Here is a 21,884-nt window from a genome sequence, read left to right as displayed (position 1 = left end):
TACAGGCGTTGGGATTAGGGCGCGGACAGTGTGATGGACACGGCTGAGTTGTTTCTGATTTCCTCGTTCGCCCGTAGGACGAGCCTATCGCCTTCCTTAATATCGCCGAATACCTCGGTTTTGTCCGGTGTTATATTCCCCGTCGTAATCGGCACCCAGCTGGCCTTGTTGTCTTCCACTTTGATGACATATACACCCTGTGTACTATTTAACACGGCTGACGATGGGATCGCGAAACCGTTGGCAAGTCCATTAAGTGGGATGTTTACTTCAGCTACCATTCCGGGCAGCAATCGTTTTTCGGCATTATTCACATCCATCTCGATACGTTGCGATCGCAGCCGGGTGTCGAGCGCGCCTGCCAGCCGGTTCACATGGGCCTCGAATGGCTGGTTGGGGAGCGACTTGACCGTGAAGGTCACCTCGCCGTTTTTTTGTAGATAGCCGGTGTACGCTTCAGGTATGCTGACGACCAGCCGGAGCCGCTGATGATCTTGCAGGGTAAAAATGGGTGCTTCCGAACCGCGGCCGGTAGGTCCCACATAAGCTCCGGGACTGACATTGCGCGCAGTTATCACGCCGCTGAACGGAGCACGTATTTCCAGGTAATTGCGCATATCGGTCACCTCGGCATGAGCGGCCTTGGCAGCTTCCAGCTGGGCGAGATCCGCGTTTTGACGCGCCAAGGCGAGGTCCAGATCGTTCTGCGACACCGTGCCCGGCGTTTTGCTGGTCTGTAGCAGGCGCTCATACGTGGCTTTGCTGGCCAGGTAGGTGGCCTCTTGTGATTTAAGCCGAGATGCAGCGCCCAGCAGCTGTGAATTAAGTTCGGGGGCCTCCAACGTGGCCAGCAACTGCCCGGCGCGTACTTCGCTGCCGACATCGGCATGCAGCGTTTTTATGAAGCTGCTGACTTTGGCATACAGGTCTACCTGTTGGTAGGCGACCAGCTCGCCCGGTATCTTGAGCGTTGATGATAACCGGTCAGGCTTCAGTTCGAATGCGGCAATGGCTGGCGCTGCGGCTTCAATTGCCGCGGAACCACCGGATTCGTTTTCTGCATTTGAAGGGCTGCACGCGTGCCAAGCAGTAGTACTTGCAAGCAGTGCTATCATCAGAATCGTTCTAGTCATCATGTTTTCGATTGGATATAATGTATGCTTTCTTCATCTTCTGGATCCAAAGATACGCTTTGCGTAGAGGCTTTCGCTTGGCCCCAGCCAAATACAAGTGGTAGGATAAAAAGTGCAGCAACCGTAGAGGCCGCCAACCCGCCAATTACTGCCCGGCCTAATGGTGAAGATTGGTCGCCGCCCTCCCCATGACCAATGGCCATGGGGATCATGCCGACAATCATTGCCAAGGCTGTCATCAAAATAGGGCGCATTCGTAAAGCCGCAGCCTCCCGCGCAGCCAATAGGGCATCCCCATTATGCTTGCGGAGCTGCTCGGCGTTGGTAATCAGCAGCACCGCATTGGATATGGATACACCCACGGACATAATCATTCCCATATACGATTGGAGGTTCAACGTGGAGCCGGTAGCCATTAGCAGCAGCAATGAACCTACAATCACGGCCGGCACGGTAGCCAGTACGATGCCCGAAACTTTAAACGATTGGAAGTTAGCAGCCAACATCAGGAAAATTACGACGATGGCCACCATGAGCCCGTTTTCTAGGCTGCTCATCGTGTCATCCAGGGTTTGGCTCAATCCAATCAGTTCGATGCTAAGCCCTCGGGGCAGCTCGCCCAGCGAGGCAATTGCCGCCTTCACGTCTTTTGCCGCCGTATTTAGATCCACATCGCTGAGGTTGGCCGTCACGGACAGCATCGGCAACGCCCCCAGGTTGTCGTTTTCGCCGTTGGTGGTGCCGGTCGTGATCGTTGCCACATCGCCGAGCACGGGGCGCGCGCTGTTGCTAAGCAGCGGTATCTCCGCGATGTCATTGATGCTGGCCATTTCGCTTTCGGGTACTTGCACCTGCACGCTATAACTCAGGCCCGCTTCGGCGTCTACCCACGTGTTTTTTTCGGTAAACCGGGAAGACGATGTCGCCGCGATAAGTGAGCGGCTTATATCGGTCATGTCCAATCCCAACTGAGCCGCTCGGACACGATCGACCTCAATGTTAATAGCTGGATAATTGACGGACTGGCCCAGCTGTACATCCCTCAAATAGGGTACGGCGGAGAGCTTGTCGATGACATGTTGGGCATATTGCTGGCTCAGTGCCTTGTCCCGTCCGGATAGCCGCACTTCGATGGGGGTCGGCGATCCCTGGCTGAGTATTTTCTCGGTAAGTTCGATCGGTTCAAAAGAAAGCTTTACGTCAGGCAGTTCGGTCCTTAACCGTTGACGGATACGTTCCTTCAGCCCATCCAAATCGGTGTGGTAGTGTTCGGCTAATGACACTTGGACAACCGCTTCATGCGGCTGGGCCATCCAAAGGAAAATCGGACTGATGGAAAACAGCGACGGGTGGTTGCCAACGTAGGCAGAAGTAATGGCGATGTTTTCCGCACCTACAATGTCTTTGATAGCTGCCAGCGCATCCAGCGTAATTTTTTCCGTGTACTCGATTCGGGTGCCTTCCGCCGCGCGTAAACGTACCTGAAACTGGCGGCCGTTTACCTTAGGCAGGACATCCCTGCCGATGTTCATCATGAGCACTGCCGCAACACCGCATACCACCACGAGGTAAGTGGCCACTATCGGTTTGCGATAGGGCATCATCCGCTCGATGAAGCGGAGGTATCGCATGCGCATCCGTTCAAAGAAGCTTACTTTGCCGTCCCGGTTGCTGTCTTCGCGTTCTACCAGCACTTTCTTTTGGCTCCACGTATCCGTTTCGCTTTCGGCATCCAGGCCCGAAGCGGCGAATTCTTCCGCGTCGCTCATCGCTTGTCCGCGTTCGTTCCTGCGATGCTTGACCTTCATCATCCAGTTGGCCATCACGGGCACAAACGTCTGTGCCAGAAAGTAAGAAATGATCATACTGAAGCCGATGGCCAGTGCCAGTGGCAGGAATAGCGATCCCGGTATACCTCCCATTGTAAACGCTGGAGCAAATACGGCCAATATACAAAGTAGGATGAGCAATTTGGGGAAAGCAATTTCTTTACATGCATCCCAGATGGCTAATGCCTTGGGCTTACCCATGTCAAGGTGTTGATGAATGTTTTCGATGGTCACGGTACTTTCATCCACGAGAATACCAATCGCCAAGGCAAGTCCGCTGAGCGTCATGATGTTAATCGTTTGTCCAAAAAGACTCAGGAACAGCACGCCGGAAATGATCGATGTAGGAATCGTAAGTATCACAATGAGTGCACCCCGCAAGTCACCCAAGAACAGGATGACCATTAACCCCGTCAGGATGGCACCGATAGCGCCTTCGGTGAGCAAGCTTTTTACCGAGTTGATGACATATGTGGATTGGTCAAACTCATAACGCAATTGTACATCCTCGGGAAGTTGGCTTTGAATGACGGGCAGTGATCTTTTTAGGTTTTGTACCACTTCCCAGGTAGAAGCATCAGCGTTTTTCGAGACATTGAGGTATACCGAACGGCGGCCATTGACCAAGGCATACCCGGCGGCAATGTCTGCACCGTCTTCCACCGAGGCGACATCGCGTAGGTACAGATTAGATACGCCGCCCTTAAACAGGGGAATGTTTTCGAAATCTCGGATCCCCTTTATGAGTGTGTTTGTCGGGGTGATGTAGTTTTTATCTCCAACACGTACGTTGCCCGAAGGGGAAGTTTGATTGTTGAAGCGTAGCGCGGCAACCAATTGGTCCGGTGAAAGATTATGCGAGCGGAGCCGTTCGGGATCCACTTTGATGACCACCGTGCGCACATTGCCGCCAAAAGGCGGCGGCGCTACAAGGCCGGGGATACGGGTGAATGAAGCCCGCACATAGGTGTTGGCCAGGTTCGCCAGTTCATTATTGTTGCGTATATCGCTGCTCAACACTAACTGGCCCACGGGGAGTGTGGAAGCATCAAACCGGATGATGAACGGCGGGTTCGAGCCTGCCGGGAAGATGGCTTGAATGCGATTGGCGAAACCGGTGAGCTCGGCGGCCGCCTGAGCCATGTCCGTGCCGGGATAGAAGCTGATTTTCATCAGCGTAAGCCCCTGTATGTTTTTGGTCTCAATACTCTTGATGCCATTGACAAACAGCATAATGTTGATATACTGCTTGCCAAACATCGCTTCCATTTGATCCGGTGTATAACCCGAAAACGGGTGGGAAAGGTATATGACCGGCAGGTCAAGTTTAGGAAAGATATCCACCTTGATGGAGCTAATTGCTTTGATGCCGAAGAAAAACAGGCCGGCTACAATAACCAGGATGGTGATGGGTTTACGGAGTGCAAAGCGGATTAAGTTCATAGACGGCTATAATTCATTCATAAAAAGTTCAATATCTCCCGAGGCGGCGGCTTTGAGCAGAAATGCCTGCCACACATTGTTATAGGCGATATCCCGGTCGGTTTCAGCGCGAACCAGCGCATACAGCGCTTGCGTAACATCGACCAAGTTGGCAAGTCCGTTGTTATACAGCACGGTTCGCTGTTGATAAGCTTCCGCTGCGGCTTTTACCTGTATGGGTGCTTCCCGGTAATTTCGCAGGGCATTTGCAATCTTAGCGTCTGCCAACTGCAATTGAGCAGAAAGCTGCTGGCTAGCCAGGTGATATTCTTCACGTAGGCCTGTGGAAACGAGCTGCTGGGCTTTTATCTGCATGGCAACGCGCGCGATCTGCGTAATGTTCCAAGTAATGCCCAGCCCCAGGAGGTAATTGGTGCGTGAGGGATTAATGCCGTCCCAGTAACTCCGGGTATATGCATGCTGGTCCTGCGCGTAATTGCTGGAAAACCCCGAGGCGCGCGTCTGAAAAACGCCCACCAGCGATACGGTCGGAAAACTAAACGTTTTGAAGTACCGTGCCTGCCGGTCATTGAAGTCCACGCGGCTTTGGTACCACTGCAATTCAGGATGCTCTGAAAGTACCGAATCGCTGGACAATTCGCCCAACGTATTGGGGATGCGGGTGAAGAAAAAGCTGTCCAGCCTGAATTCAGTAGGCGCTACGCCCATCAATATGGCGAGCTGAGTGGCTTGTTCCTGTTCGAGGTCTTGGGCTTTGACTAATGCAATATGCGCGTTCGAAACTTCCGCATTGGCCTGTGACGAATCTACGCCGGCAATGAGCCCGTTCAGGGCGCGGGTGACGGTGACTTGGCGGAAGGTATCCGCCCGTGCCAGGTTTTTGCGATAGGATTCCGTGAGCCGTTGCGCAGCCAGGAGGTTAAGGTAGGCTGCGGCCACCTTTACGCGGTGCTGAAATACTTCCTGTTGATAGTCCCGCTGCTCGCGCGTGGCTGCCGCCGCTGCGGTCTTCATCCGTTCGTGAGCACGGCCGAACGCAAAAACTTCCCAGTTAATGTTGCCTAAATACAGGGCGCCGAACGCTGCATTCCAATTCTGGTCCGGAAGGGGTAAGCCGGATGAGCTCACGCCCAGCCCACCGAACCCGTACGCAGGGCCGTTTTGCCCGTTGACCGTGCCATATACCTGCTGGGCAGACAACGAAAAGTTAGGCAGGTAATCCCGTTTGGCTTGTGAAACTGCTGCGTTTGCGGCCTCCGCATAAGCAGCCTTGGCTTTGATCCGTCCGTAATTTTCTGTTGCCGTTTGAATGGCTTGTTTGAGGGAAAGCGTTTGCTGTGCCTGCAGGTAGTGCCCCATAAAAAGGCATGTCAATAACAGCAAATAGCATGAAATAGATCGCATAATTTGACAGGATGTAAAAGTATCTGCTTGTATAACGCAAATTTAGCATGCTATTTTGAAGTAATTTTGAAGAAATGGACAAGATAACGGGCCTATCCGTAACAAAAATGTATAGAATCGGATTAGGCGCCGGCAAATACTTCGGTTTTGCGTACTTGCACCTTGTTGGGATCGAATAAGACCGATACGCAATGCCAACCATCGGCATAATGGTAAGCGATATTAAAACCACTGATTTCACAAATTTGCCTGACGATTGCCAGGCCGAGGCCGATACCATCACTGCTCTGGTTGTTTTTCTTGAATCGTTGGAAAAGCTCCTCCGTTGGTGTTTTGGGTGCAATACCTGTGTTGCGGACAACCAGTTGTTCCGAAGTGAGGTTTACTACGATGTGACCTTCCTGGACATTGTGACGAATGGCATTGTGCAGCAAGTTGTTGAGCAAGATTTCGGCCAACGTCGGATGTAGCTTTACATGCACATTTTTATTGACCCGCCGTTGCACAGTAAGCGATTTCAGCTGGATAAGCTCCTGGTAGGCTGAGAGTGTGGCGGTTGTTAGCGTGCACAGCCGGATATGTTCGGACGGCTCAAATTCGTGGTTTTCCAGTTTGGTCAGCAATAAAAGTGACCGGTTGATACGCGAGAGCTTTTCCACGGAATGTTGTGTTTCGGCTATCAGCTGGGCTTGATCGGCCCGTATCGGCGTATTGGCCAGTAAATCCAGTTTACTGCGGATAACGGCCAACGGCGTTTGAAGTTCGTGCGATGCGTTTTCGCTGAATTCTTTGAGCGAAGCATAGTCCTCACTGATTTTATCAGTCATTTTTTGTAAAAGCATGTTCAGCTCCTTGAACTCCTTGGTGCTCGTCTGCGGGAATCCAATTTTTTCTTTTTGCTTTAAGCTGAACGATTGTATCGCCCTGAGCGTTTGGTAGAAGGGCTTAAGGATATAGCCAGATACGATATGCGCGGTGAGTGCTACGCAACAGGCAATTAGCAACATTTTCCAGATTACGCCACTCATCATTCCGGCGAGGATTTGCTTCGCTTTGATGACGTAATCATGCGACTCAATCCGGTAGTAAGTGTCGCCGATTTGGTAATAAGAAGTAACGGTAAGCTGGCATTCTTCACGCTGTAGATCTTCGTTAAAATAGTTTTCTTCCGTTATCCGGACGTGTTCATCAGGGAGTGGTCCAGCTATTTTTGACACATGGATCGGTCTTCCCTGCGCGTATTTTTCATGTGGGATACCTTGGCGGAGTTGGGAGGCGACTACACCATTGACCTGCGTAAGCCGTTCGATTTCCGCTTCGTCTATTTTTTTGCGGATGTTGTAATGGCTAATCGCCATACTGATTGGGGTGGTAAGAATCAGTATGCCCACAAACCACAGGGTGAATTTATTAACCAGCTTCATACTTGTCTGCATTGAATTTGTAGCCCAATCCGTATACGGTGTCAATGTAGTCCCGTCCGCCCAGGTGATTGATTTTCTTTCGGAGGTTTTTGATGTGCTGGTACACGAAGTCAAAATTAGGAAGGCCGTCAATGTAGTCTCCCCAAAGGTGGATAGCAATGGCTTGTCGAGACAATACCCGATTCTTGTTGACGACCAGGTAGAGCAGTAGTTCAAACTCCTTGCGAGTAATATCCAATAGCAGGCCGTTTACCCGAGCCTCAAACGAATCGGTGTTGATAACCAGCTCGTTAAAGGCGATGCTGTTGCTCCCGCCAAGCTGCTTGCGCCGGTAAATGGCCCGTAGCCGGGCATGCAGTTCAGACAGGTGGAAAGGTTTCGTCAGGTAGTCGTCTGCCCCCAATTCCAACCCGCTGATTTTGTCATCCAGCGCATTTTTTGCGGATATGATGAGGATTCCGCTTTGAATTTTTCCATCTTTTATCCGTGTGAGCAAGTCGAGGCCGTTCCCGTCGGGAAGCATGATGTCGAGCAGGATACAATCGTAGGAAAACAGGTGTAATTTCTCCCATGCGTTTGAGTAATCTTCCGCCAATTCGCAAATATACCCTTCTTGGGCCATTAGTCCCAGAATGCTGCTTGCAAGCTCACGATTGTCTTCGATGACAAGGACTTTCATCTATTCATTGTTTTAACCACGCCGGGTTCATGGTAAAAACAAAGATAGGATAGAAATTTGAATAAATTTTGAAATAGTGGGAGCCATCCGCCGCGTACAAACATATACGGCTTTTCATTGTTTGTTTTTGTAGGTAAGTTTGGCTAAGTTTGCCTACAATAAAAGCAATTTCTATGATCCAACGTATCCAAACCATTTGGTTGTTCCTGGCGTCGGCTACAATTTTTGCCTTGTTTCTTTTCCCTTATCTTCAGTATGCTGATATCGGTGGACTGGGCAAAGCATTAAAGGTCACCGGAGTCTATCGCGGGTTGGAAGGGCAGGCTATCCGGGAAGAATTTTTTGTCTTGCAGTCCATTGCCACCGTCCTGTTGGGTGTATTTCCGTTGTACATTATTTTTAAGTTCAGAAACCGAAAGCAGCAGATCCAGTTGGTTGTTTTAGCCGTTGTGCTGATTTTATTATTCGGCGTCTGGCTATATACGGCAGCAAGCGGGGCGCTGACAGAGGCGAGACAGTTTCTTTCGGCGCGGAATATCGGTGTTGGTTTTTTCCTGCTGCCTATCAGTATCATCTTTTTATTGATGGCGTTGGGAGGTATCCGGCGCGACGAAAAGTTAATCAAATCCGCAGATCGACTGAGATGACGAGACAAAAGTTAGTGCTGGTGATGCTGATACTCTCTTCAGCGACGGCTGTATCTGCCCGCGGGACCGCCGCCCGCGATTCCAGCGTGCTTGTTATTGACGATATCCGGTTCGAAGCAGAGCGGTTTGTTGTTGACTCCGCTACCAACGTAGCCACGGTGGAGCTGTCGCTTGTCAACTTGAAAAAAATGCCCCGCGAGCTGAAGGTTAACGTCTACGGGACTCAACTGGTAGACGACAGGCGGGATGCATATTATTTTTCGACGATTGGGTTGGGCCGTGTATTGATGCGTTTTACCGATAAACAAAACTACTTGCACTACCTATTGCAGCCCGATAGTCCTGCCAAGCTTGTGATCACCGCCGAAGGTATTTCCCCGGGGGCGGCCATTCAAGTGGTAAAAATCGTTTTTGAAGACAGTGCGGAAGAAGGAAGGTTCCTTGATGCTTACCTCACGGAGGCGTCAGGCGCAGCTAACTAACCCCTTTTTTTGGGGTTACCGGTAGCGGATTTGCTGGCGGTCCATCATGCCCATTTGGTCTTTCATCATTTTTATCTGATCGGCCAGCAGCTTGTTTTTGTCGGCTTTTTTAGCCTCCTGCAAGTACTTGGTTGCCTCCCGTTTATTCCGTTTGGCCATCGCGATGCCTGCAAGGCTTAGCTTGGCGAGTGCTACGTTGTGCCCCATGTGCAACCCCAAGGTAAGTGCTTTTTTAAAGTACTTTTCGGACTGCATGGGTGATTTTTGTGATTCCATGAGACCCAATAACAGGTGGTAATAGCCATGTTGCGCACGGATGAGCTGTTTTTCGTAGTTTGTGATACGGCTTAGCCATTGAGCAGCCTTTGTCATATTCTCTTTGCGCAAATAGAATTGGGCAATCAGCATATTTTCATTAAAAAATACGGTTACAAAGGCTATGATGGTTATGAGGATACCCAGTATTCCCCACCCCCATTCTCCATAAAAAAATAAGGCTATGGTGCCGATTAATAAAAGCGATGATATGATGATTCGAACAAGATTAGACATGTTGATGATGATTTAATTCACGATGTGCTTAATTTAAATATTAGTGCAAATATCCGTTTATTTAGGCGCTTTAACAACTGCAATATATATATTTTGCAAAATGTGTATTTTTGTTGAATGAGTATACAATTGGAGGCGGGATGGCGGGCGGTATTAGCCCCCGAATTTGAAAAGCCCTACATGGCGGAACTCAAACGTTTTTTACAGGAGGAGAAGCGTCATCATACCGTATATCCTCCTGGTAACCTTATTTTTAATGCGTTTGATCATACACCCTTTGATCGCGTTAAGGTTGTGATCCTCGGGCAGGATCCATACCACAATGCGGGGCAGGCGCATGGCTTGTCGTTTTCCGTTCCGAAAGGGATCGGGATACCGCCCTCCCTTCGAAATATGTATTTGGAGCTGAGCAACGATATTCCGGGGTTCCAGATTCCGGCACACGGCGATTTGACCGCTTGGGCCAACCAAGGTGTACTGTTACTCAATGCGACACTGACTGTGCGGGCACATACTGCGGGTTCGCACCAAGGCAAAGGCTGGGAGGCCTTTACGGATAAAGCCATTGCTGAATTATCGGCTCGTCGGAGCGGAATTGTTTTCATGCTATGGGGCCGGTATGCAAAAAACAAAGCGGCACTCATTGATTACCATAAGCATTATATCCTCACGGCTGCTCATCCTTCACCATTCTCCGCGTCCAGCGGCTTTTTTGGGTGCCGCCATTTTTCCAAAGCCAATGAGTTTTTGGTCAAGCAGGGAATGGAAGCCATCAACTGGCAGGTATGATTTTTAATATTCCATCGGCACGATGGGTTCTTTTTTGCTGGTAGACATGATCATCATGGTCTGGAATGTTTTGACGTAGGGTATTTTGCTGATTTTTTCCATAATTACAGCTTCGTAAGCCTTAATATCCTTCACATAGACTTTCAGGATAAAATCACATTGGCCAGTAACATGGTGGCATTCGGTCACCTCTTTTATGTTTTTCACGGCCGCTACAAATTCGGGGATGGCATTGTGCGTGTGAAAATCGAGCGAAATTTGGATGAACGATTTTATGCCCAGCCCGAGTTTTTCCTCATCAACAAACGCGTGGTAGCTTTTGATGTAGCCGGAATTTTCCAGCTTCCGCACGCGTTCAAGCGTGGGTGCTGGCGAAAGTCCGATGCTTGACGCCAATTGCAAGTTGGTAATCCGGCCGTTTTCCTGTAATAACTTCAGGATTTTAAAATCAGTTTTGTCGGGTTGAAAGGGCATATTTGAAAACAATAACACCAAATTATATTTGGCAATATTACAATTTATTTTCAAATAATTTGCTCTCAAATTGCCATAAGTAGCTAAAACCGTTCATGATAAGGAAATTGTATTCATTATCACTGATTTGTAAAAATACAGTGCCATTCAACCTTGAGCTAAATGAAAGGGCGATATGCACGGTTAATGCCAGTTAAAATTTGTAACTTTGCAACTCGAAAAGTCTGACGGGTTGCCTGTCTGCTCGGTTTTTAATCACGTTGCGAAAGGGTGCGTTATGAGTACTAAAGATGATGAATTGCTGAAAGAGCTAGCGCTCGAGGAATATAAATACGGATTTACGACGGATATTGAGATGGATATAGCCCCTAAAGGGCTTTCCGAAGATACCGTTCGGCTGATTTCTGCGAAGAAGAACGAACCGGAATGGCTGCTGGAGTGGCGGCTGAAGGCGTTGCGGCATTTTTTACAGATGGAAATGCCTGCTTGGCAGAATTTCGAGCATCCCGATGTGGATTTTCAGGATATTTCCTATTATGCTGCGCCCAAGGCGAAGCCCAAACTGAACAGCATGGATGAAGTTGATCCGGAATTGCTGTCCACGTTTGAGAAACTGGGTATTCCATTGGACGAACAGAAGGTGTTAGCCGGTGTTGTTGCCGTAGACGCCGTGTTCGATAGCGTTTCGGTCAAAACCACCTTCCGTGAGAAATTAAAAGAACAGGGGGTTATTTTTTGCTCGTTCGGCGAAGCCGTGCAAGAGCATCCGGAGCTTGTCAAACAATACCTCGGCTCGGTGGTGCCGCAAACAGACAATATTTATGCTGCGCTTAATTCTGCGGTGTTTTCCGACGGTTCTTTCGTATATATACCCAAAGGCGTGCGCTGTCCGATGGAGCTTTCCACGTATTTCCGCATCAATGCCGAAAACACGGGCCAGTTTGAACGCACGTTGATTATCGCTGACGAGGGGGCGTACGTCAGTTACCTCGAAGGTTGCACGGCTCCTATGCGGGATGAAAACCAGTTGCATGCTGCGGTCGTTGAGCTGATTGCACTCAAAGACGCCGAAATCAAATACTCGACGGTCCAAAACTGGTATCCGGGCGACAAGGACGGCAAAGGAGGGATATATAATTTCGTGACCAAGCGCGGGATGTGTAAGGGTGATAACAGTAAAATATCTTGGACACAGGTAGAGACCGGATCGGCCATCACGTGGAAATATCCGGGAGTGATTCTCAAGGGCGATCATTCTGTGGGTGAGTTTTATTCAGTAGCGCTGACACGAAACAGGCAACTGGCCGACACTGGCACCAAGATGATCCACCTGGGCAAAAATACCCGGAGCAAAATCGTATCCAAAGGTATCTCGGCCGGGGTAAGTCACAACAGCTATAGAGGGTTGGTAAAAATAGGTCCCGGAGCTGAAAATTCGCGGAATTTCACCCAATGTGATTCATTGCTCATCGGCGATAAGTGTGGGGCGCATACATTTCCCTATATTGAAAGCCGGAATAAAACCGCCAAACTGGAACATGAGGCTACAACATCAAAAATCGGTGAAGACCAACTGTTTTACCTTACCCAACGGGGCATTGATCCCGAGAAGGCAGTGGGACTTATCGTCAATGGGTACGCGAAAGAAGTTTTAAACCAATTGCCCATGGAATTTGCCGTGGAAGCACAAAAATTATTAGCCATATCCCTGGAAGGAAGTGTCGGGTAATCGAAGTGTGGGATAATTACATAAAGCGAGAGAGTAGTAAAACAACCATGTTAAGTATTAGGAATTTACACGCATCAGTAGAAGATAAACAAATATTAAAAGGGCTGGATCTTGAAGTGAAAGCCGGAGAGGTACACGCCATTATGGGCCCAAACGGTTCGGGCAAAAGTACCCTTGGAAATGTGTTGGCCGGTCGGGAGGCCTACGAGGTGACCGAAGGCGAAGTGCTATTGGATGGGAAAGACCTGCTGGATCTTTCTCCGGAAGACCGCGCGCGCGAAGGTGTCTTCCTGGCGTTCCAATATCCGGTTGAAATACCGGGTGTTTCAAACATCAATTTCCTCAAAACGGCGCTTAATGAGGTAAGGGCCTACAAAGGGCTGCCCCCAATGGAAGCTAAAGAGTTTCTGAGCAGGGTAAAGGAAAAACAGAAGCTGGTGAAATTTGACGCTAAGTTGGCCAACCGTTCGCTGAATGAAGGCTTTTCGGGCGGCGAAAAAAAGCGTAATGAGATTTTTCAGTTGGCTATGCTGGAGCCGAAGCTGGCTATTCTTGATGAGACCGATTCGGGGTTGGACATCGATGCGCTACGTATCGTTGCCGGCGGCGTAAACCAATTGCGGTCCAACGATAACGCATTTATTGTCATCACGCATTACCAGCGTCTACTGGATTATATCGTGCCGGATTTTGTGCACGTGCTCTACAACGGCCGGATCGTGCGGTCGGGTACCAAGGAGCTCGCACTGGAGCTGGAAGAAAAAGGATACGATTGGATAAAAGAAACAGTGGACGCCGAAGGGACCGTTTAATTCTTTTCGGTTTTAGTAAAGAGCGGTTATGTTGGATGAAGTGGCTACAGATATCATGATTACACAAGTAAGCGATTCATTATATACACAGTTGATTAAAACGTATGGCGGCAACCTGCCCTCATCAGAGCCCCATTCGCTTGACGAAATACGCAAGCAGGCTTTCGAGCGGTTCAAAAGCGCTGGATTCCCCACGGTGAAGCAGGAAGATTGGAAGTACACCAATGTACAACCGCTCGTCAATCGTCAGCACTATGTGCTGGATGCGGAAACGCTTTCTTCCGATGATTTATCGCTCGACAAAGCGGTTATTCCCGGTTTGGATGCTTACCGCGTGGTTATGGTCGATGGCAGGTACAACGCTAAGTTATCCACCGCGGCGGATATCCACGGCCTATCTATAATGCCGATTGACCAAGCATTCGACCGTCTTTGTTTTGCGAAGTATTTTGCAGAATATGCAGATAAAACGGATAATCCGTTTGTGGCGCTTAACACCGCTTTGTTTACCTCAGGATTGTTTATCGAAGTGGGCAAAAACGTCCAATTGCAAAAGCCGATACACGTTATCCATGTCGCCTCTGCCATGAAGCCCTTATTTGCACAGGTGCGCAATCTGTACGTGATCAGCACATTTGCTGAAGCTGAAATCATCGAATCATTCATTACGGATGAAGGTGCAGCGCACAACCTCAATAACACAGTGAGCGAGGTTGTGGTACGGGAAAGTGCAAAATTGCAGCATTATTACCTACAGGTTGCAGGGGCACAAGGCAATTACCTCAACCATACCGAGGTCTATCAGGAAAAGCACAGCCTTTATAATCATTACAACTGTACCTTCCCGGGCGCTGCGTTTGTGCGGAATAATATTAATGTTCGGCTGGGCGACAGTGAGGTTGAGAGCCATTTATACGGCGTGACGCTTACCGCAGGCAACCAGCTCGTCGATAACCATACGATCGTCGATCACCGCGAGCCGCATTGCGAAAGCTATGAGTGGTATAAGAATATCACGCAGGATACGTCTACGGCTGTGTTCAATGGAAAGATTTTCGTGCGTCCCGATGCACAAAAGACCAACGCGTTCCAACAAAACAACAATATGCTCATTGGCGAAAAGTCTGCCGTATACACCAAGCCGCAGCTGGAGATTTTTGCAGATGACGTAAAATGTAGTCACGGCTGCACGATTGGACAGTTTGATAATGAAGCGTTATTTTACCTTCGAGCCAGGGGTATCAGTGAGGCGCAGGCACGTGTGCTTCTGGTCCATGCCTTTGCCTTTGACGTGACGAGCCGTTTTGCCAATGCGACCGTACGTGAGTACGTGGAGCACTTGGTGGAGCAAGGGTTGAAGGCGGGGTAAGAGAAGCCCGCTTATCTCGCGGCGGAAGGTTAGTCAGATAATCCCCTCTTTTACTTGTCGTCTTAGCTGGGCCACAAGTGGTCCATGCAGCCCCTTACGCCCGTACCGATGCAGGATGAGTGCGGGTTTGGTCCTATTTCACGCGCCGGTTGCAGCAGACATAAATTTCGTTATAGGATATTTTTTGATGTCGGCCAAAACCTTTTAAAACCGTCCGAAGTGACTTTCCAAACCCTCCGAAGCGGGTTTTACGACCGGCTTCGGAGACTTTCCGGACGCTCCGAAGCCGGTTTTCAGAGTGACCAAGGGTCGTTTTTGGGCTTTTTTAAACAAAAAAGCCGTCCCGAAACACATCGGGACGGCTGCGTAAACGGTTAATGGAGCCGGATTTACCGGTTTTTCTCAAAAGTTAAACCGTCAATCACTTGCTTGACATGCTTGCCGGGATAGAACAGCAGGCGCTTACGGAAGATGTTGGCCGCGGTCACCTCCTCTTCGGCATCGCTCCCCGTGCTGTTGCTTCCCAGGCGGAATGCGCCGAGGTTACCCAAGCGGACGATGTATCCGTGCTGGATGTTGCGCGGGATTTCACGCACGAGGCTCTGCAATACGGCGTAGACATCGGATTCAGTGAGCGATGAGGCGTGCGAGATGTCTGCCGCCAGGTTTTCCAGGGTGATCTCGCCGGCATGGACCGGCCGTGCATAAAACTTCTTCGGCGCCGCGGCATCCCCCGGTTTGCCGATTTCCAGAATGTTGTACTTAATTGCCATTGTTTAAAAATTAAAACGTTAAAAAAAACAAACTTTACTCCGCGTCTCCGGGCGGTACCTGACCCGTTGACAAGACAAAGTTCCGCAGGATGGCAATAAACGCTGTCGGGATTGGCGGGTTTGGCGGAATTGTCGGAATTGACGGGTTGATGGGCAAAAAAAACCGCGGCGGCCAGTCGCCGCCGCGGGTTGTCCCTGAAAATCTGTCGCTGTCCCGGCAAACCCTTTGCCGGCTGCTTGGGTCAGGATCGGCGCATGAAGCGGGAGATTTCTGCTACTGAAATGCCCAGATATTCCGAGGCCTGATAAACCGTCACATGCTGGTGCTTATCCAGCCCAAACATATCCCGGATCTTGTTTAGGAGCCGTTGGCAAGTGCGTTCGCTCTGGCCGGTGATCCGCTGCAGGTCCGCGGGATAAACAGCTAATCTTGGTAAAGATATTTCCATATCTGCCAAATAGCGTATGCAAATTTACGAAATACGCAAAATTGTCGGAAATAATTGGTTGATTTTCTGTGGTTTGATGGTTGTTTTTATGAAATTTGCAATTTGCTTCGTATCACGATTTTTATATTTTCAACATCGGTAGAATACAATTTATGAAAATGGCAAATGAAACTCCCGCAAGCTGAAAAATCAGAGCGAAAGACGAGGCTCGAACTCGCGACCCTCAGCTTGGGAAGCTGATGCTCTACCAACTGAGCTACTTTCGCTAATACAACTACAAATGTAAGGCGGCCGTTCGTTATTTTCCAAATCTTTTTAATCCTTTATGGCATCGGCGCAGTTCATCCCATCAATGGCTGCCGATACGATGCCGCCGGCATAGCCCGCCCCTTCGCCACAGGGATATAGTCCTTTGATTTGCGGATGCTGCAACGTCATTTTATCCCTTGGTATCCGCACGGGCGATGAGGTGCGGGATTCCACACCCACTAAAATGGCCTCATTCGTATAGTAGCCTTTCATCTTTTTTCCAAATAGCGGGATCGCTTTCCGGAGTGCGTCATGTACAAAAGGAGGAAGCACCTCCGAGAGCAACGCGCTGTGGGTGCCCGGTTTATAGGAGTTGACAGGCAGCGTATTCGACAATCTGCCCTCCACGAAGTCGACCATCCGCTGGGCTGGAGCCACCAATTTGCCCCCGCCCACTACGTAGGCCCTTTCTTCTACCTCATGCTGGAAATCCAGCAGCGCAAAAGGATAACGTACAGCATGCGGGACGTCTTCGAGGTTGACCTGCACGACAGTGCCCGAGTTGGCATAGGGGTTGTTGCGTTTCGAAGGCGACCAGCCGTTGACGACGATCTCACCTTTATCCGTTGCACAGGGCGCGATGATGCCGCCCGGGCACATGCAGAACGAGAAGACCCCCCGGCCATCCACCTGTTCGACCAGGCTATAGTACGCCGGTGGAAGGTGCTCGCTCCGCACGTTACAGTGGTATTGGGCCTGATCGATGATTTGCTGCGGGTGTTCGATGCGCACACCGAGGGCAAATGGCTTAGGCTCGACTAACCATCGCCTTCGATGAAAGATTTCGAAGATGTCGCGTGCCGAATGCCCGGTGGCCAAGATGACATGCTCAGCGTTGATGTGCTCGCCGGAAGCCAGCTTCACTCCTTTTACATGACCGAACTGCTCCACGATATCCACTACCCTGCTGTCAAAATGAATTTCTCCGCCATGGTTGAGGATGGTATGGCGTATCGCTTGGATGATGTGGGGCAACTTATTGGTGCCGATATGGGGGCGGGCATCCACCAGGATGTCGTCCGTGGCGCCATGGGCGACGAGGAGCTGTAGGACCCGCTGCACATCCCCGCGTTTATTGGATCGGGTATACAGTTTCCCGTCGGAATACGTGCCCGCACCGCCTTCTCCAAAACAATAGTTGGAGTCTGGATTGACGATTCCCTGTCTATTCAATACAGCCAAATCCCGGCGGCGCTCCTGTACACGTTTTCCCCGTTCAATGATGATGGGGCGTATCTTTTTTTCCAGGCATCGCAGGGCCGCAAACAGACCGGCAGGACCGGCGCCAACAATGATCGCTGGTGGATCGTCTGCAACATTGGCATATTCCAGGGGTAAAATTTCAGGGATCGGCTGTTCGTCGATGTAGAAGATGACCCGTACCCGGAAGACTGCCTGTTTCCCCCGGGCGTCAATGGAGCGTTTGCGTATTTTTAGGCCTTTAATCCGTGCTGGAGCAATCTTCAACAACGCGGCACCTTTTTGCAGGATGTGCGTTTGATCCGCGATTCTTTCCGGCAGGATGGCCAATTCAAGTTCGTGCTGCATGAAATGATGTCGGGTTTTTATCCCGAAGTGTAACAAAGGTATGAATTTTGCCATCAAAGTGTTAAATTAGTAGCAATATGAATTTAAATTCAGTCAACATGAAAAGCAGATTGTTTGTTGTAATGGTAGGTGTATTCGTAGCCCTTTCGTTCAGCTCATGCGGATATAATACCCTGGTGAACCAAGAGGAGAATGTAAAGGCCAAATGGGCTCAGGTGGAAAACGCTTACCAACGGCGCGCGGACTTGATTCCGAATTTAGTCAATACGGTAAAAGGTGCGGCCAATTTCGAACAGGAAACGCTTACGCAGGTTATTGAAGCGCGTGCCAAAGCTACTTCTGTAACCGTTGATCCGGAAAACCTGACGCCTGAAGCCATTCAGCAGTTCCAACAGTCACAGGACGCATTGTCCCAATCGCTGGGACGGTTATTGGTGAGCGTAGAACGTTACCCTGAGTTGAAAGCCAATCAGAATTTCCTTGAGTTGCAAGCGCAACTCGAAGGTACCGAAAACCGTATCAGTACCGAACGCCGGGCATTTAACGAAGCAACACAGGAGTACAACTCATCGGTAAGGCGCTTCCCGAACAACATTACGGCAGGCATGTTTGGATTTAAACAAAAAGGTTATTTTACCGCCGAGGCTGGAGCTAATCAGGCTCCGGAGGTACAGTTTTAGGTATATGGAACAATTTACAGCGGAGCAGCAGGAAAAAATTGTGCACGCCATTCAATTGGCCGAGTCGCGTACGTCTGGAGAAATACGGTTGGCCGTGGAACCCCACTGCCCCACCGATCCATTGGAACGTGCGACGGTGTACTTTCAACGGCTGGGCATGAACCAGACTGCCCAGCATAACGGGGTGCTGCTCTATATCGCGACGGAAGATCACCAGTTTGCTATCATCGGCGATCGCGGCATCAATGCGAAAGTACCGGCCAATTTCTGGGAAGAGACGAAAGAACTTATGGTACAACATTTCAAGCGAGGTGATTTGGTGCAGGGCCTTATTGAGGGTATTGTGCACGCTGGCGAGCAGCTACAGCACTTTTTTCCGCGGCTGGATGACGATGTAAATGAATTGCCTAACGATATCGCCTTTGGTAATGGTAAAGACTAAACTTTTTTTGCTGAAAACTATCCTTCTATTGGGCGTGAGTGGTGCCTTGGCACAAGATTTTCCTCCTACGCCGAATAGATTGGTCAACGATTATACACAAACACTGACAGCCGCACAGGTACAGCAATTGGAACACAAGCTGGTGGCATTCGATGATAGCACATCCACGCAGATAGCTGTGGTACTGATGCAGTCAACGGGGCAGTACGACATCGCTGATTATGGTGTGCGACTGGCCCAACGATGGGGCGTGGGCGGCAAGGATCATGACAACGGTATTTTGCTCTTGGTGGCTTTGGGCGACCGGGCCGTGACCATCCAGACAGGTTATGGCGTGGAAGGGGCTGTGCCCGATGCGATAGCGTACCGGATCATCGAAAACGAGATTAAGCCTGCTTTCCGGCGGGGTGATTATTTTACGGGGATTGACAGGGCCACGGACGCGCTCATTGCTTACACCAAAGGCGAGTACACGGCGCCACCGAAGCGTGATGGCAAAGGAGGCTCCGGCTCGATCGTATTGATACTTATTATTGTCTTTGTTCTCGTAGCCCTTCTTAGTCGTGGTGGCGGAGGCCGTGGTGGCGGCAAGGTTCTAGGCGGCCGCGGCGCGTCGGACCTCCTGTGGTGGACATTGCTTAGCGGGATGGGCCGTGGAGGCGGCCGAGGTGGCTTCGGTGGAGGGTTCGGTAGCGGCGGCGGTGGCTTCGGTGGTGGCGGCTTCGGCGGTTTTGGCGGCGGCGGCTTCGGCGGCGGCGGTGCCAGCGGAAGGTGGTAGTGCACAAAATCTCTTACAGGACCTGTGGTTTCCGATAAAAATATGGCATCTTTGCCATAATTGCATATATAAATAAAAAAGAACCCTATGATGAGAAGGTTGGTTTTGATGGCAATGACGGTATTGCCGACAGTGGGATTTGCGCAGGATGATTTTACAATTACGGCCAAAGTCGGCAGTTTAAACGCACCGGCTAAAGCTTACTTGAGTTACCGCACGGGCACCGGCACTGTATTGGACTCTGTGGATGTCGCTGATGGTCGGTTTAAGTTTCACGGCAGCGTGGAAGCGCCATCTCGGGCGCTGGTACTCCTCGCTCATGAGGGGGGCGATATCCGCGAAATGGATGATCCCGATCGGGTGGAGCTCTATTTAGAGAAGGGGGCCATTACGATTACAGCGGACGACTCACTAAGTGGTGCTTCAGTAAAAGGAGGCGATATTAATAAGGATTTCCTCGTTTATCGGTCGCACTCGGCACCCGTACAGGAGAAAATGGGTGACCTTATAGAGCGGTATGCCGCGGCATCGGATAGCCAGAAGCAGGATCCTGCATTTGTACAAGCGCTGCAAATGGAAGCCATGACTATCCAGGAAGAGCAGAAAGCCGTTGATTTCAAATATATCGCCGATTATCCGGCAAGCGTTGTGAGTCTGGATCTGCTTTTTCCTTATGTTGGTTCGGAACCGGTGCAGGAGGTGATCGAACCTGCATTCAATGGGCTTTCGGCGGCGTTGAAAACTTCGGACAAGGGCAAAATCATTGCTGAGCAGTTGGAAAATCTTAAGCGCGTAGGGATTGGTGCCATAGCCCCTGATTTTACACAACCGGATACCGCTGGCAATCCGGTGGCCTTGTCGTCATTGCGGGGCAAATATGTGTTGGTCGATTTTTGGGCGAGCTGGTGTACCCCCTGCAGGCACGAAAATCCCAATGTGGTGGCGGCATATCAAGCATACAAGGACAAGAATTTTACCGTATTCGGCGTATCGCTCGATCGGCCAGGGCAGAAAGAGGCGTGGCTGAAAGCGATTCATGATGATGGCTTGCAGGACTGGCCACATGTATCTGAACTGAAGTGGTGGCAGTCTGATGTTGTTGAGCAATATGCGATTCAGGGTATCCCCGCAAATTTTCTACTTGACCCGGAAGGCAAAATTATAGCTAAAAACCTCCGCGGGCCGGAGTTGCACGCAAAACTGGCCGAGTTATTAGACTGACCGCAGCGTAAGCCGCTCGCCGAGATATCAAAAGCCGCCTCTTTCCTAAGGGCGGCTTTCATTTTGGTATACTGTTTTGACCTGGTGCCCGACCTCGCTTGTTGAATGCGGATGCATCCTGCCGGACCAAAAATTCGGAAATGGATAAAAATGGTAAAATACCATAGTATTCGGTCAAAATATAATCAAAAGCTTTGGCTATTTTTGGAAATTCTAATCAATAAAAACCAATCGCTGGCATAGCCGGAAATAGGGCATTTATATCGAATTGACCTACGATCTTTTTGTTTTTGCATATGAATCGACATGTAACGTTGGACGAGGAGCTACTAAAGCGATTGAAAAAAGGTGACCAAGACGCGTATGCATTCTTATATAAGGAATACTATGTCTTACTTTGTGCCTATGCATTTAAATTTGTGCACGATCACCTGACATCCGAATCCATCGTCAATGACGTGGTATATACCATCTGGAAAAACAGAGAAAACCTGATGATTGAGAAAACGCTGCGCAGCTACCTGGTGCGTGCGGTAAAGAATAGATGTATCAACCACCTCAACCAGCAGAAGCTGCAGCAGACACTACGAGACCAGATCTTGCTGGAGCATTCCTTCGTCAACAACGAAAACAGTTTTGATAAACTGATCCTCCGCGAATTGGAAGACCGGCTGGAATCGGCGTTGAGGCAACTGCCTGAGCTCACCGAAACGATTTTCCGGAAAAGCCGGTTCGAGCAGTTGAGATATCAGGAGATTGCCGATGAACTTAAGGTTTCGATTGATGTCGTTAAGTATCACATCAAAAGTGCCCTTTCGGCATTGCGTGTTGCCTTGAAGGATTTCTTGTTTTTATTGCTGTTGTTAAATTTTTTTTAATTTTCATTTACCCGCTTTTAATTTTCACTTGTCTACTAAA

At 49.8% G+C, this 21,884-nt stretch carries 21 protein-coding genes and 1 tRNA gene; 11 read left to right on the top strand and 11 right to left on the bottom strand.

What is annotated here, in order from left to right:
• Positions 1-14: 14 nt before the first annotated feature.
• The 5 genes from JHJ32_RS11250 to JHJ32_RS11230 all read right to left on the bottom strand — a co-directional run bounded on the left by JHJ32_RS11250 (position 15) and on the right by JHJ32_RS11230 (position 7,912).
• Positions 15-1,136 (bottom strand): efflux RND transporter periplasmic adaptor subunit, encoded by a 1,122-nt coding sequence (locus tag JHJ32_RS11250; RefSeq protein WP_079717198.1) that lies wholly within the window; start codon positions 1,134-1,136, stop codon positions 15-17.
• Positions 1,133-4,405: an efflux RND transporter permease subunit gene (locus JHJ32_RS11245; RefSeq protein WP_200121021.1), complete on the bottom strand. Its 3,273-nt coding sequence runs from the start codon at positions 4,403-4,405 to the stop codon at positions 1,133-1,135. Before JHJ32_RS11245 ends, JHJ32_RS11250 begins: the two co-directional genes overlap by 4 nt.
• A gap of 6 nt (positions 4,406-4,411) precedes the next feature.
• Positions 4,412-5,764, bottom strand: coding sequence for a TolC family protein (locus JHJ32_RS11240; protein WP_200121020.1), 1,353 nt, complete (start codon positions 5,762-5,764; stop codon positions 4,412-4,414).
• A gap of 167 nt (positions 5,765-5,931) precedes the next feature.
• Positions 5,932-7,233, bottom strand: a complete 1,302-nt coding sequence (locus tag JHJ32_RS11235) for a HAMP domain-containing sensor histidine kinase (protein ID WP_200121019.1) — start codon at positions 7,231-7,233, stop codon at positions 5,932-5,934.
• Positions 7,220-7,912, bottom strand: a complete 693-nt coding sequence (locus JHJ32_RS11230) for a response regulator transcription factor (protein ID WP_079717202.1) — start codon at positions 7,910-7,912, stop codon at positions 7,220-7,222. The genes JHJ32_RS11235 and JHJ32_RS11230 overlap by 14 nt, the downstream gene beginning before the upstream one ends.
• Before the next feature lie 173 nt (positions 7,913-8,085).
• Between JHJ32_RS11230 and JHJ32_RS11225 the strand changes: the two genes are divergently transcribed.
• Positions 8,086-8,559, top strand: coding sequence for a DUF4293 domain-containing protein (locus JHJ32_RS11225; protein ID WP_079717203.1), 474 nt, complete (start codon positions 8,086-8,088; stop codon positions 8,557-8,559).
• Positions 8,556-9,041, top strand: coding sequence for a hypothetical protein (locus JHJ32_RS11220; RefSeq protein ID WP_200121018.1), 486 nt, complete (start codon positions 8,556-8,558; stop codon positions 9,039-9,041). The genes JHJ32_RS11225 and JHJ32_RS11220 overlap by 4 nt, the downstream gene beginning before the upstream one ends.
• 15 nt (positions 9,042-9,056) lie before the next feature.
• Here JHJ32_RS11220 and JHJ32_RS11215 read toward each other — a convergent pair whose 3' ends face one another.
• A complete protein-coding gene (locus JHJ32_RS11215) occupies positions 9,057-9,593 on the bottom strand; it encodes a hypothetical protein (protein ID WP_079717205.1) in 537 nt (178 codons plus the stop codon).
• Positions 9,594-9,710: 117 nt separating this feature from the next.
• Here JHJ32_RS11215 and ung point away from each other — a divergent pair, with 117 nt between their 5' ends.
• Entirely contained in the window at positions 9,711-10,382 is a 672-nt protein-coding gene (gene ung / locus JHJ32_RS11210) for a uracil-DNA glycosylase (protein WP_079717206.1), read from the top strand.
• 3 nt (positions 10,383-10,385) lie between these two features.
• Here the strand turns inward: ung and JHJ32_RS11205 are convergent, their stop codons facing one another.
• Positions 10,386-10,856, bottom strand: coding sequence for an Lrp/AsnC family transcriptional regulator (locus JHJ32_RS11205; protein WP_079717207.1), 471 nt, complete (start codon positions 10,854-10,856; stop codon positions 10,386-10,388).
• 277 nt (positions 10,857-11,133) lie between these two features.
• Here JHJ32_RS11205 and sufB point away from each other — a divergent pair, with 277 nt between their 5' ends.
• Genes sufB through sufD form a run of 3 tightly spaced genes read left to right on the top strand, consistent with a single transcriptional unit; the run spans position 11,134 to position 14,766 of the window.
• Entirely contained in the window at positions 11,134-12,585 is a 1,452-nt protein-coding gene (gene sufB, locus JHJ32_RS11200) for a Fe-S cluster assembly protein SufB (protein ID WP_079717208.1), read from the top strand.
• Between the two features lie 47 nt (positions 12,586-12,632).
• A complete protein-coding gene (gene sufC / locus JHJ32_RS11195) occupies positions 12,633-13,397 on the top strand; it encodes a Fe-S cluster assembly ATPase SufC (RefSeq protein ID WP_079717209.1) in 765 nt (254 codons plus the stop codon).
• Positions 13,398-13,425: 28 nt separating this feature from the next.
• Complete coding sequence (gene sufD / locus JHJ32_RS11190; RefSeq protein WP_233632607.1) at positions 13,426-14,766, top strand: Fe-S cluster assembly protein SufD; 1,341 nt, start codon at positions 13,426-13,428, stop codon at positions 14,764-14,766.
• A 389-nt stretch (positions 14,767-15,155) separates the two neighbouring features.
• Here sufD and JHJ32_RS11185 read toward each other — a convergent pair whose 3' ends face one another.
• The 4 genes from JHJ32_RS11185 to JHJ32_RS11170 form a co-directional block, all read right to left on the bottom strand.
• Positions 15,156-15,539 carry an HU family DNA-binding protein gene (locus JHJ32_RS11185; protein ID WP_079717211.1) on the bottom strand — a complete coding sequence of 128 codons (384 nt, stop codon included), beginning with the start codon at positions 15,537-15,539 and terminating at the stop codon, positions 15,156-15,158.
• 242 nt (positions 15,540-15,781) lie between these two features.
• Positions 15,782-15,988, bottom strand: coding sequence for a hypothetical protein (locus JHJ32_RS22845; protein ID WP_139378672.1), 207 nt, complete (start codon positions 15,986-15,988; stop codon positions 15,782-15,784).
• A 193-nt stretch (positions 15,989-16,181) separates the two neighbouring features.
• Positions 16,182-16,254: transfer RNA gene (locus JHJ32_RS11175), tRNA-Gly, on the bottom strand.
• 49 nt (positions 16,255-16,303) lie between these two features.
• Positions 16,304-17,845 carry an NAD(P)/FAD-dependent oxidoreductase gene (locus JHJ32_RS11170; protein WP_200121016.1) on the bottom strand — a complete coding sequence of 514 codons (1,542 nt, stop codon included), beginning with the start codon at positions 17,843-17,845 and terminating at the stop codon, positions 16,304-16,306.
• Between the two features lie 98 nt (positions 17,846-17,943).
• Between JHJ32_RS11170 and JHJ32_RS11165 the strand changes: the two genes are divergently transcribed.
• The 5 genes from JHJ32_RS11165 (at position 17,944) to JHJ32_RS11145 (ending at position 21,844) form a co-directional block, all read left to right on the top strand.
• Entirely contained in the window at positions 17,944-18,525 is a 582-nt protein-coding gene (locus JHJ32_RS11165) for a LemA family protein (RefSeq protein WP_079717273.1), read from the top strand.
• 4 nt (positions 18,526-18,529) lie between these two features.
• Positions 18,530-18,967: a TPM domain-containing protein gene (locus JHJ32_RS11160; protein ID WP_200121015.1), complete on the top strand. Its 438-nt coding sequence runs from the start codon at positions 18,530-18,532 to the stop codon at positions 18,965-18,967.
• A complete protein-coding gene (locus tag JHJ32_RS11155) occupies positions 18,954-19,745 on the top strand; it encodes a YgcG family protein (RefSeq protein ID WP_079717214.1) in 792 nt (263 codons plus the stop codon). Before JHJ32_RS11160 ends, JHJ32_RS11155 begins: the two co-directional genes overlap by 14 nt.
• 87 nt (positions 19,746-19,832) lie before the next feature.
• Positions 19,833-20,966 carry a TlpA disulfide reductase family protein gene (locus JHJ32_RS11150; protein WP_233632606.1) on the top strand — a complete coding sequence of 378 codons (1,134 nt, stop codon included), beginning with the start codon at positions 19,833-19,835 and terminating at the stop codon, positions 20,964-20,966.
• A 296-nt stretch (positions 20,967-21,262) separates the two neighbouring features.
• Positions 21,263-21,844, top strand: coding sequence for an RNA polymerase sigma-70 factor (locus JHJ32_RS11145; protein ID WP_200121014.1), 582 nt, complete (start codon positions 21,263-21,265; stop codon positions 21,842-21,844).
• The last annotated feature ends 40 nt before the right edge of the window (positions 21,845-21,884 follow it).

Source organism: Parapedobacter sp. ISTM3 (assembly GCF_016533505.1).
Classification (GTDB): domain Bacteria; phylum Bacteroidota; class Bacteroidia; order Sphingobacteriales; family Sphingobacteriaceae; genus Parapedobacter; species Parapedobacter luteus.
This window is presented reverse-complemented; position numbering and strand designations above follow the sequence as displayed.

Coding starts and splice junctions, on each gene's coding strand:
- JHJ32_RS11250 (WP_079717198.1), bottom strand. CDS start 1,136: ATGATGACTAGAACGATTCTGATGATAGCACTGCTTGCAAGTACTACT.
- JHJ32_RS11245 (WP_200121021.1), bottom strand. CDS start 4,405: ATGAACTTAATCCGCTTTGCACTCCGTAAACCCATCACCATCCTGGTT.
- JHJ32_RS11240 (WP_200121020.1), bottom strand. CDS start 5,764: ATGGGGCACTACCTGCAGGCACAGCAAACGCTTTCCCTCAAACAAGCC.
- JHJ32_RS11235 (WP_200121019.1), bottom strand. CDS start 7,233: ATGAAGCTGGTTAATAAATTCACCCTGTGGTTTGTGGGCATACTGATT.
- JHJ32_RS11230 (WP_079717202.1), bottom strand. CDS start 7,912: ATGAAAGTCCTTGTCATCGAAGACAATCGTGAGCTTGCAAGCAGCATT.
- JHJ32_RS11225 (WP_079717203.1), top strand. CDS start 8,086: ATGATCCAACGTATCCAAACCATTTGGTTGTTCCTGGCGTCGGCTACA.
- JHJ32_RS11220 (WP_200121018.1), top strand. CDS start 8,556: ATGACGAGACAAAAGTTAGTGCTGGTGATGCTGATACTCTCTTCAGCG.
- JHJ32_RS11215 (WP_079717205.1), bottom strand. CDS start 9,593: ATGTCTAATCTTGTTCGAATCATCATATCATCGCTTTTATTAATCGGC.
- ung (WP_079717206.1), top strand. CDS start 9,711: ATGAGTATACAATTGGAGGCGGGATGGCGGGCGGTATTAGCCCCCGAA.
- JHJ32_RS11205 (WP_079717207.1), bottom strand. CDS start 10,856: ATGCCCTTTCAACCCGACAAAACTGATTTTAAAATCCTGAAGTTATTA.
- sufB (WP_079717208.1), top strand. CDS start 11,134: ATGAGTACTAAAGATGATGAATTGCTGAAAGAGCTAGCGCTCGAGGAA.
- sufC (WP_079717209.1), top strand. CDS start 12,633: ATGTTAAGTATTAGGAATTTACACGCATCAGTAGAAGATAAACAAATA.
- sufD (WP_233632607.1), top strand. CDS start 13,426: ATGTTGGATGAAGTGGCTACAGATATCATGATTACACAAGTAAGCGAT.
- JHJ32_RS11185 (WP_079717211.1), bottom strand. CDS start 15,539: ATGGCAATTAAGTACAACATTCTGGAAATCGGCAAACCGGGGGATGCC.
- JHJ32_RS22845 (WP_139378672.1), bottom strand. CDS start 15,988: ATGGAAATATCTTTACCAAGATTAGCTGTTTATCCCGCGGACCTGCAG.
- JHJ32_RS11170 (WP_200121016.1), bottom strand. CDS start 17,845: ATGCAGCACGAACTTGAATTGGCCATCCTGCCGGAAAGAATCGCGGAT.
- JHJ32_RS11165 (WP_079717273.1), top strand. CDS start 17,944: ATGAAAAGCAGATTGTTTGTTGTAATGGTAGGTGTATTCGTAGCCCTT.
- JHJ32_RS11160 (WP_200121015.1), top strand. CDS start 18,530: ATGGAACAATTTACAGCGGAGCAGCAGGAAAAAATTGTGCACGCCATT.
- JHJ32_RS11155 (WP_079717214.1), top strand. CDS start 18,954: ATGGTAAAGACTAAACTTTTTTTGCTGAAAACTATCCTTCTATTGGGC.
- JHJ32_RS11150 (WP_233632606.1), top strand. CDS start 19,833: ATGATGAGAAGGTTGGTTTTGATGGCAATGACGGTATTGCCGACAGTG.
- JHJ32_RS11145 (WP_200121014.1), top strand. CDS start 21,263: ATGAATCGACATGTAACGTTGGACGAGGAGCTACTAAAGCGATTGAAA.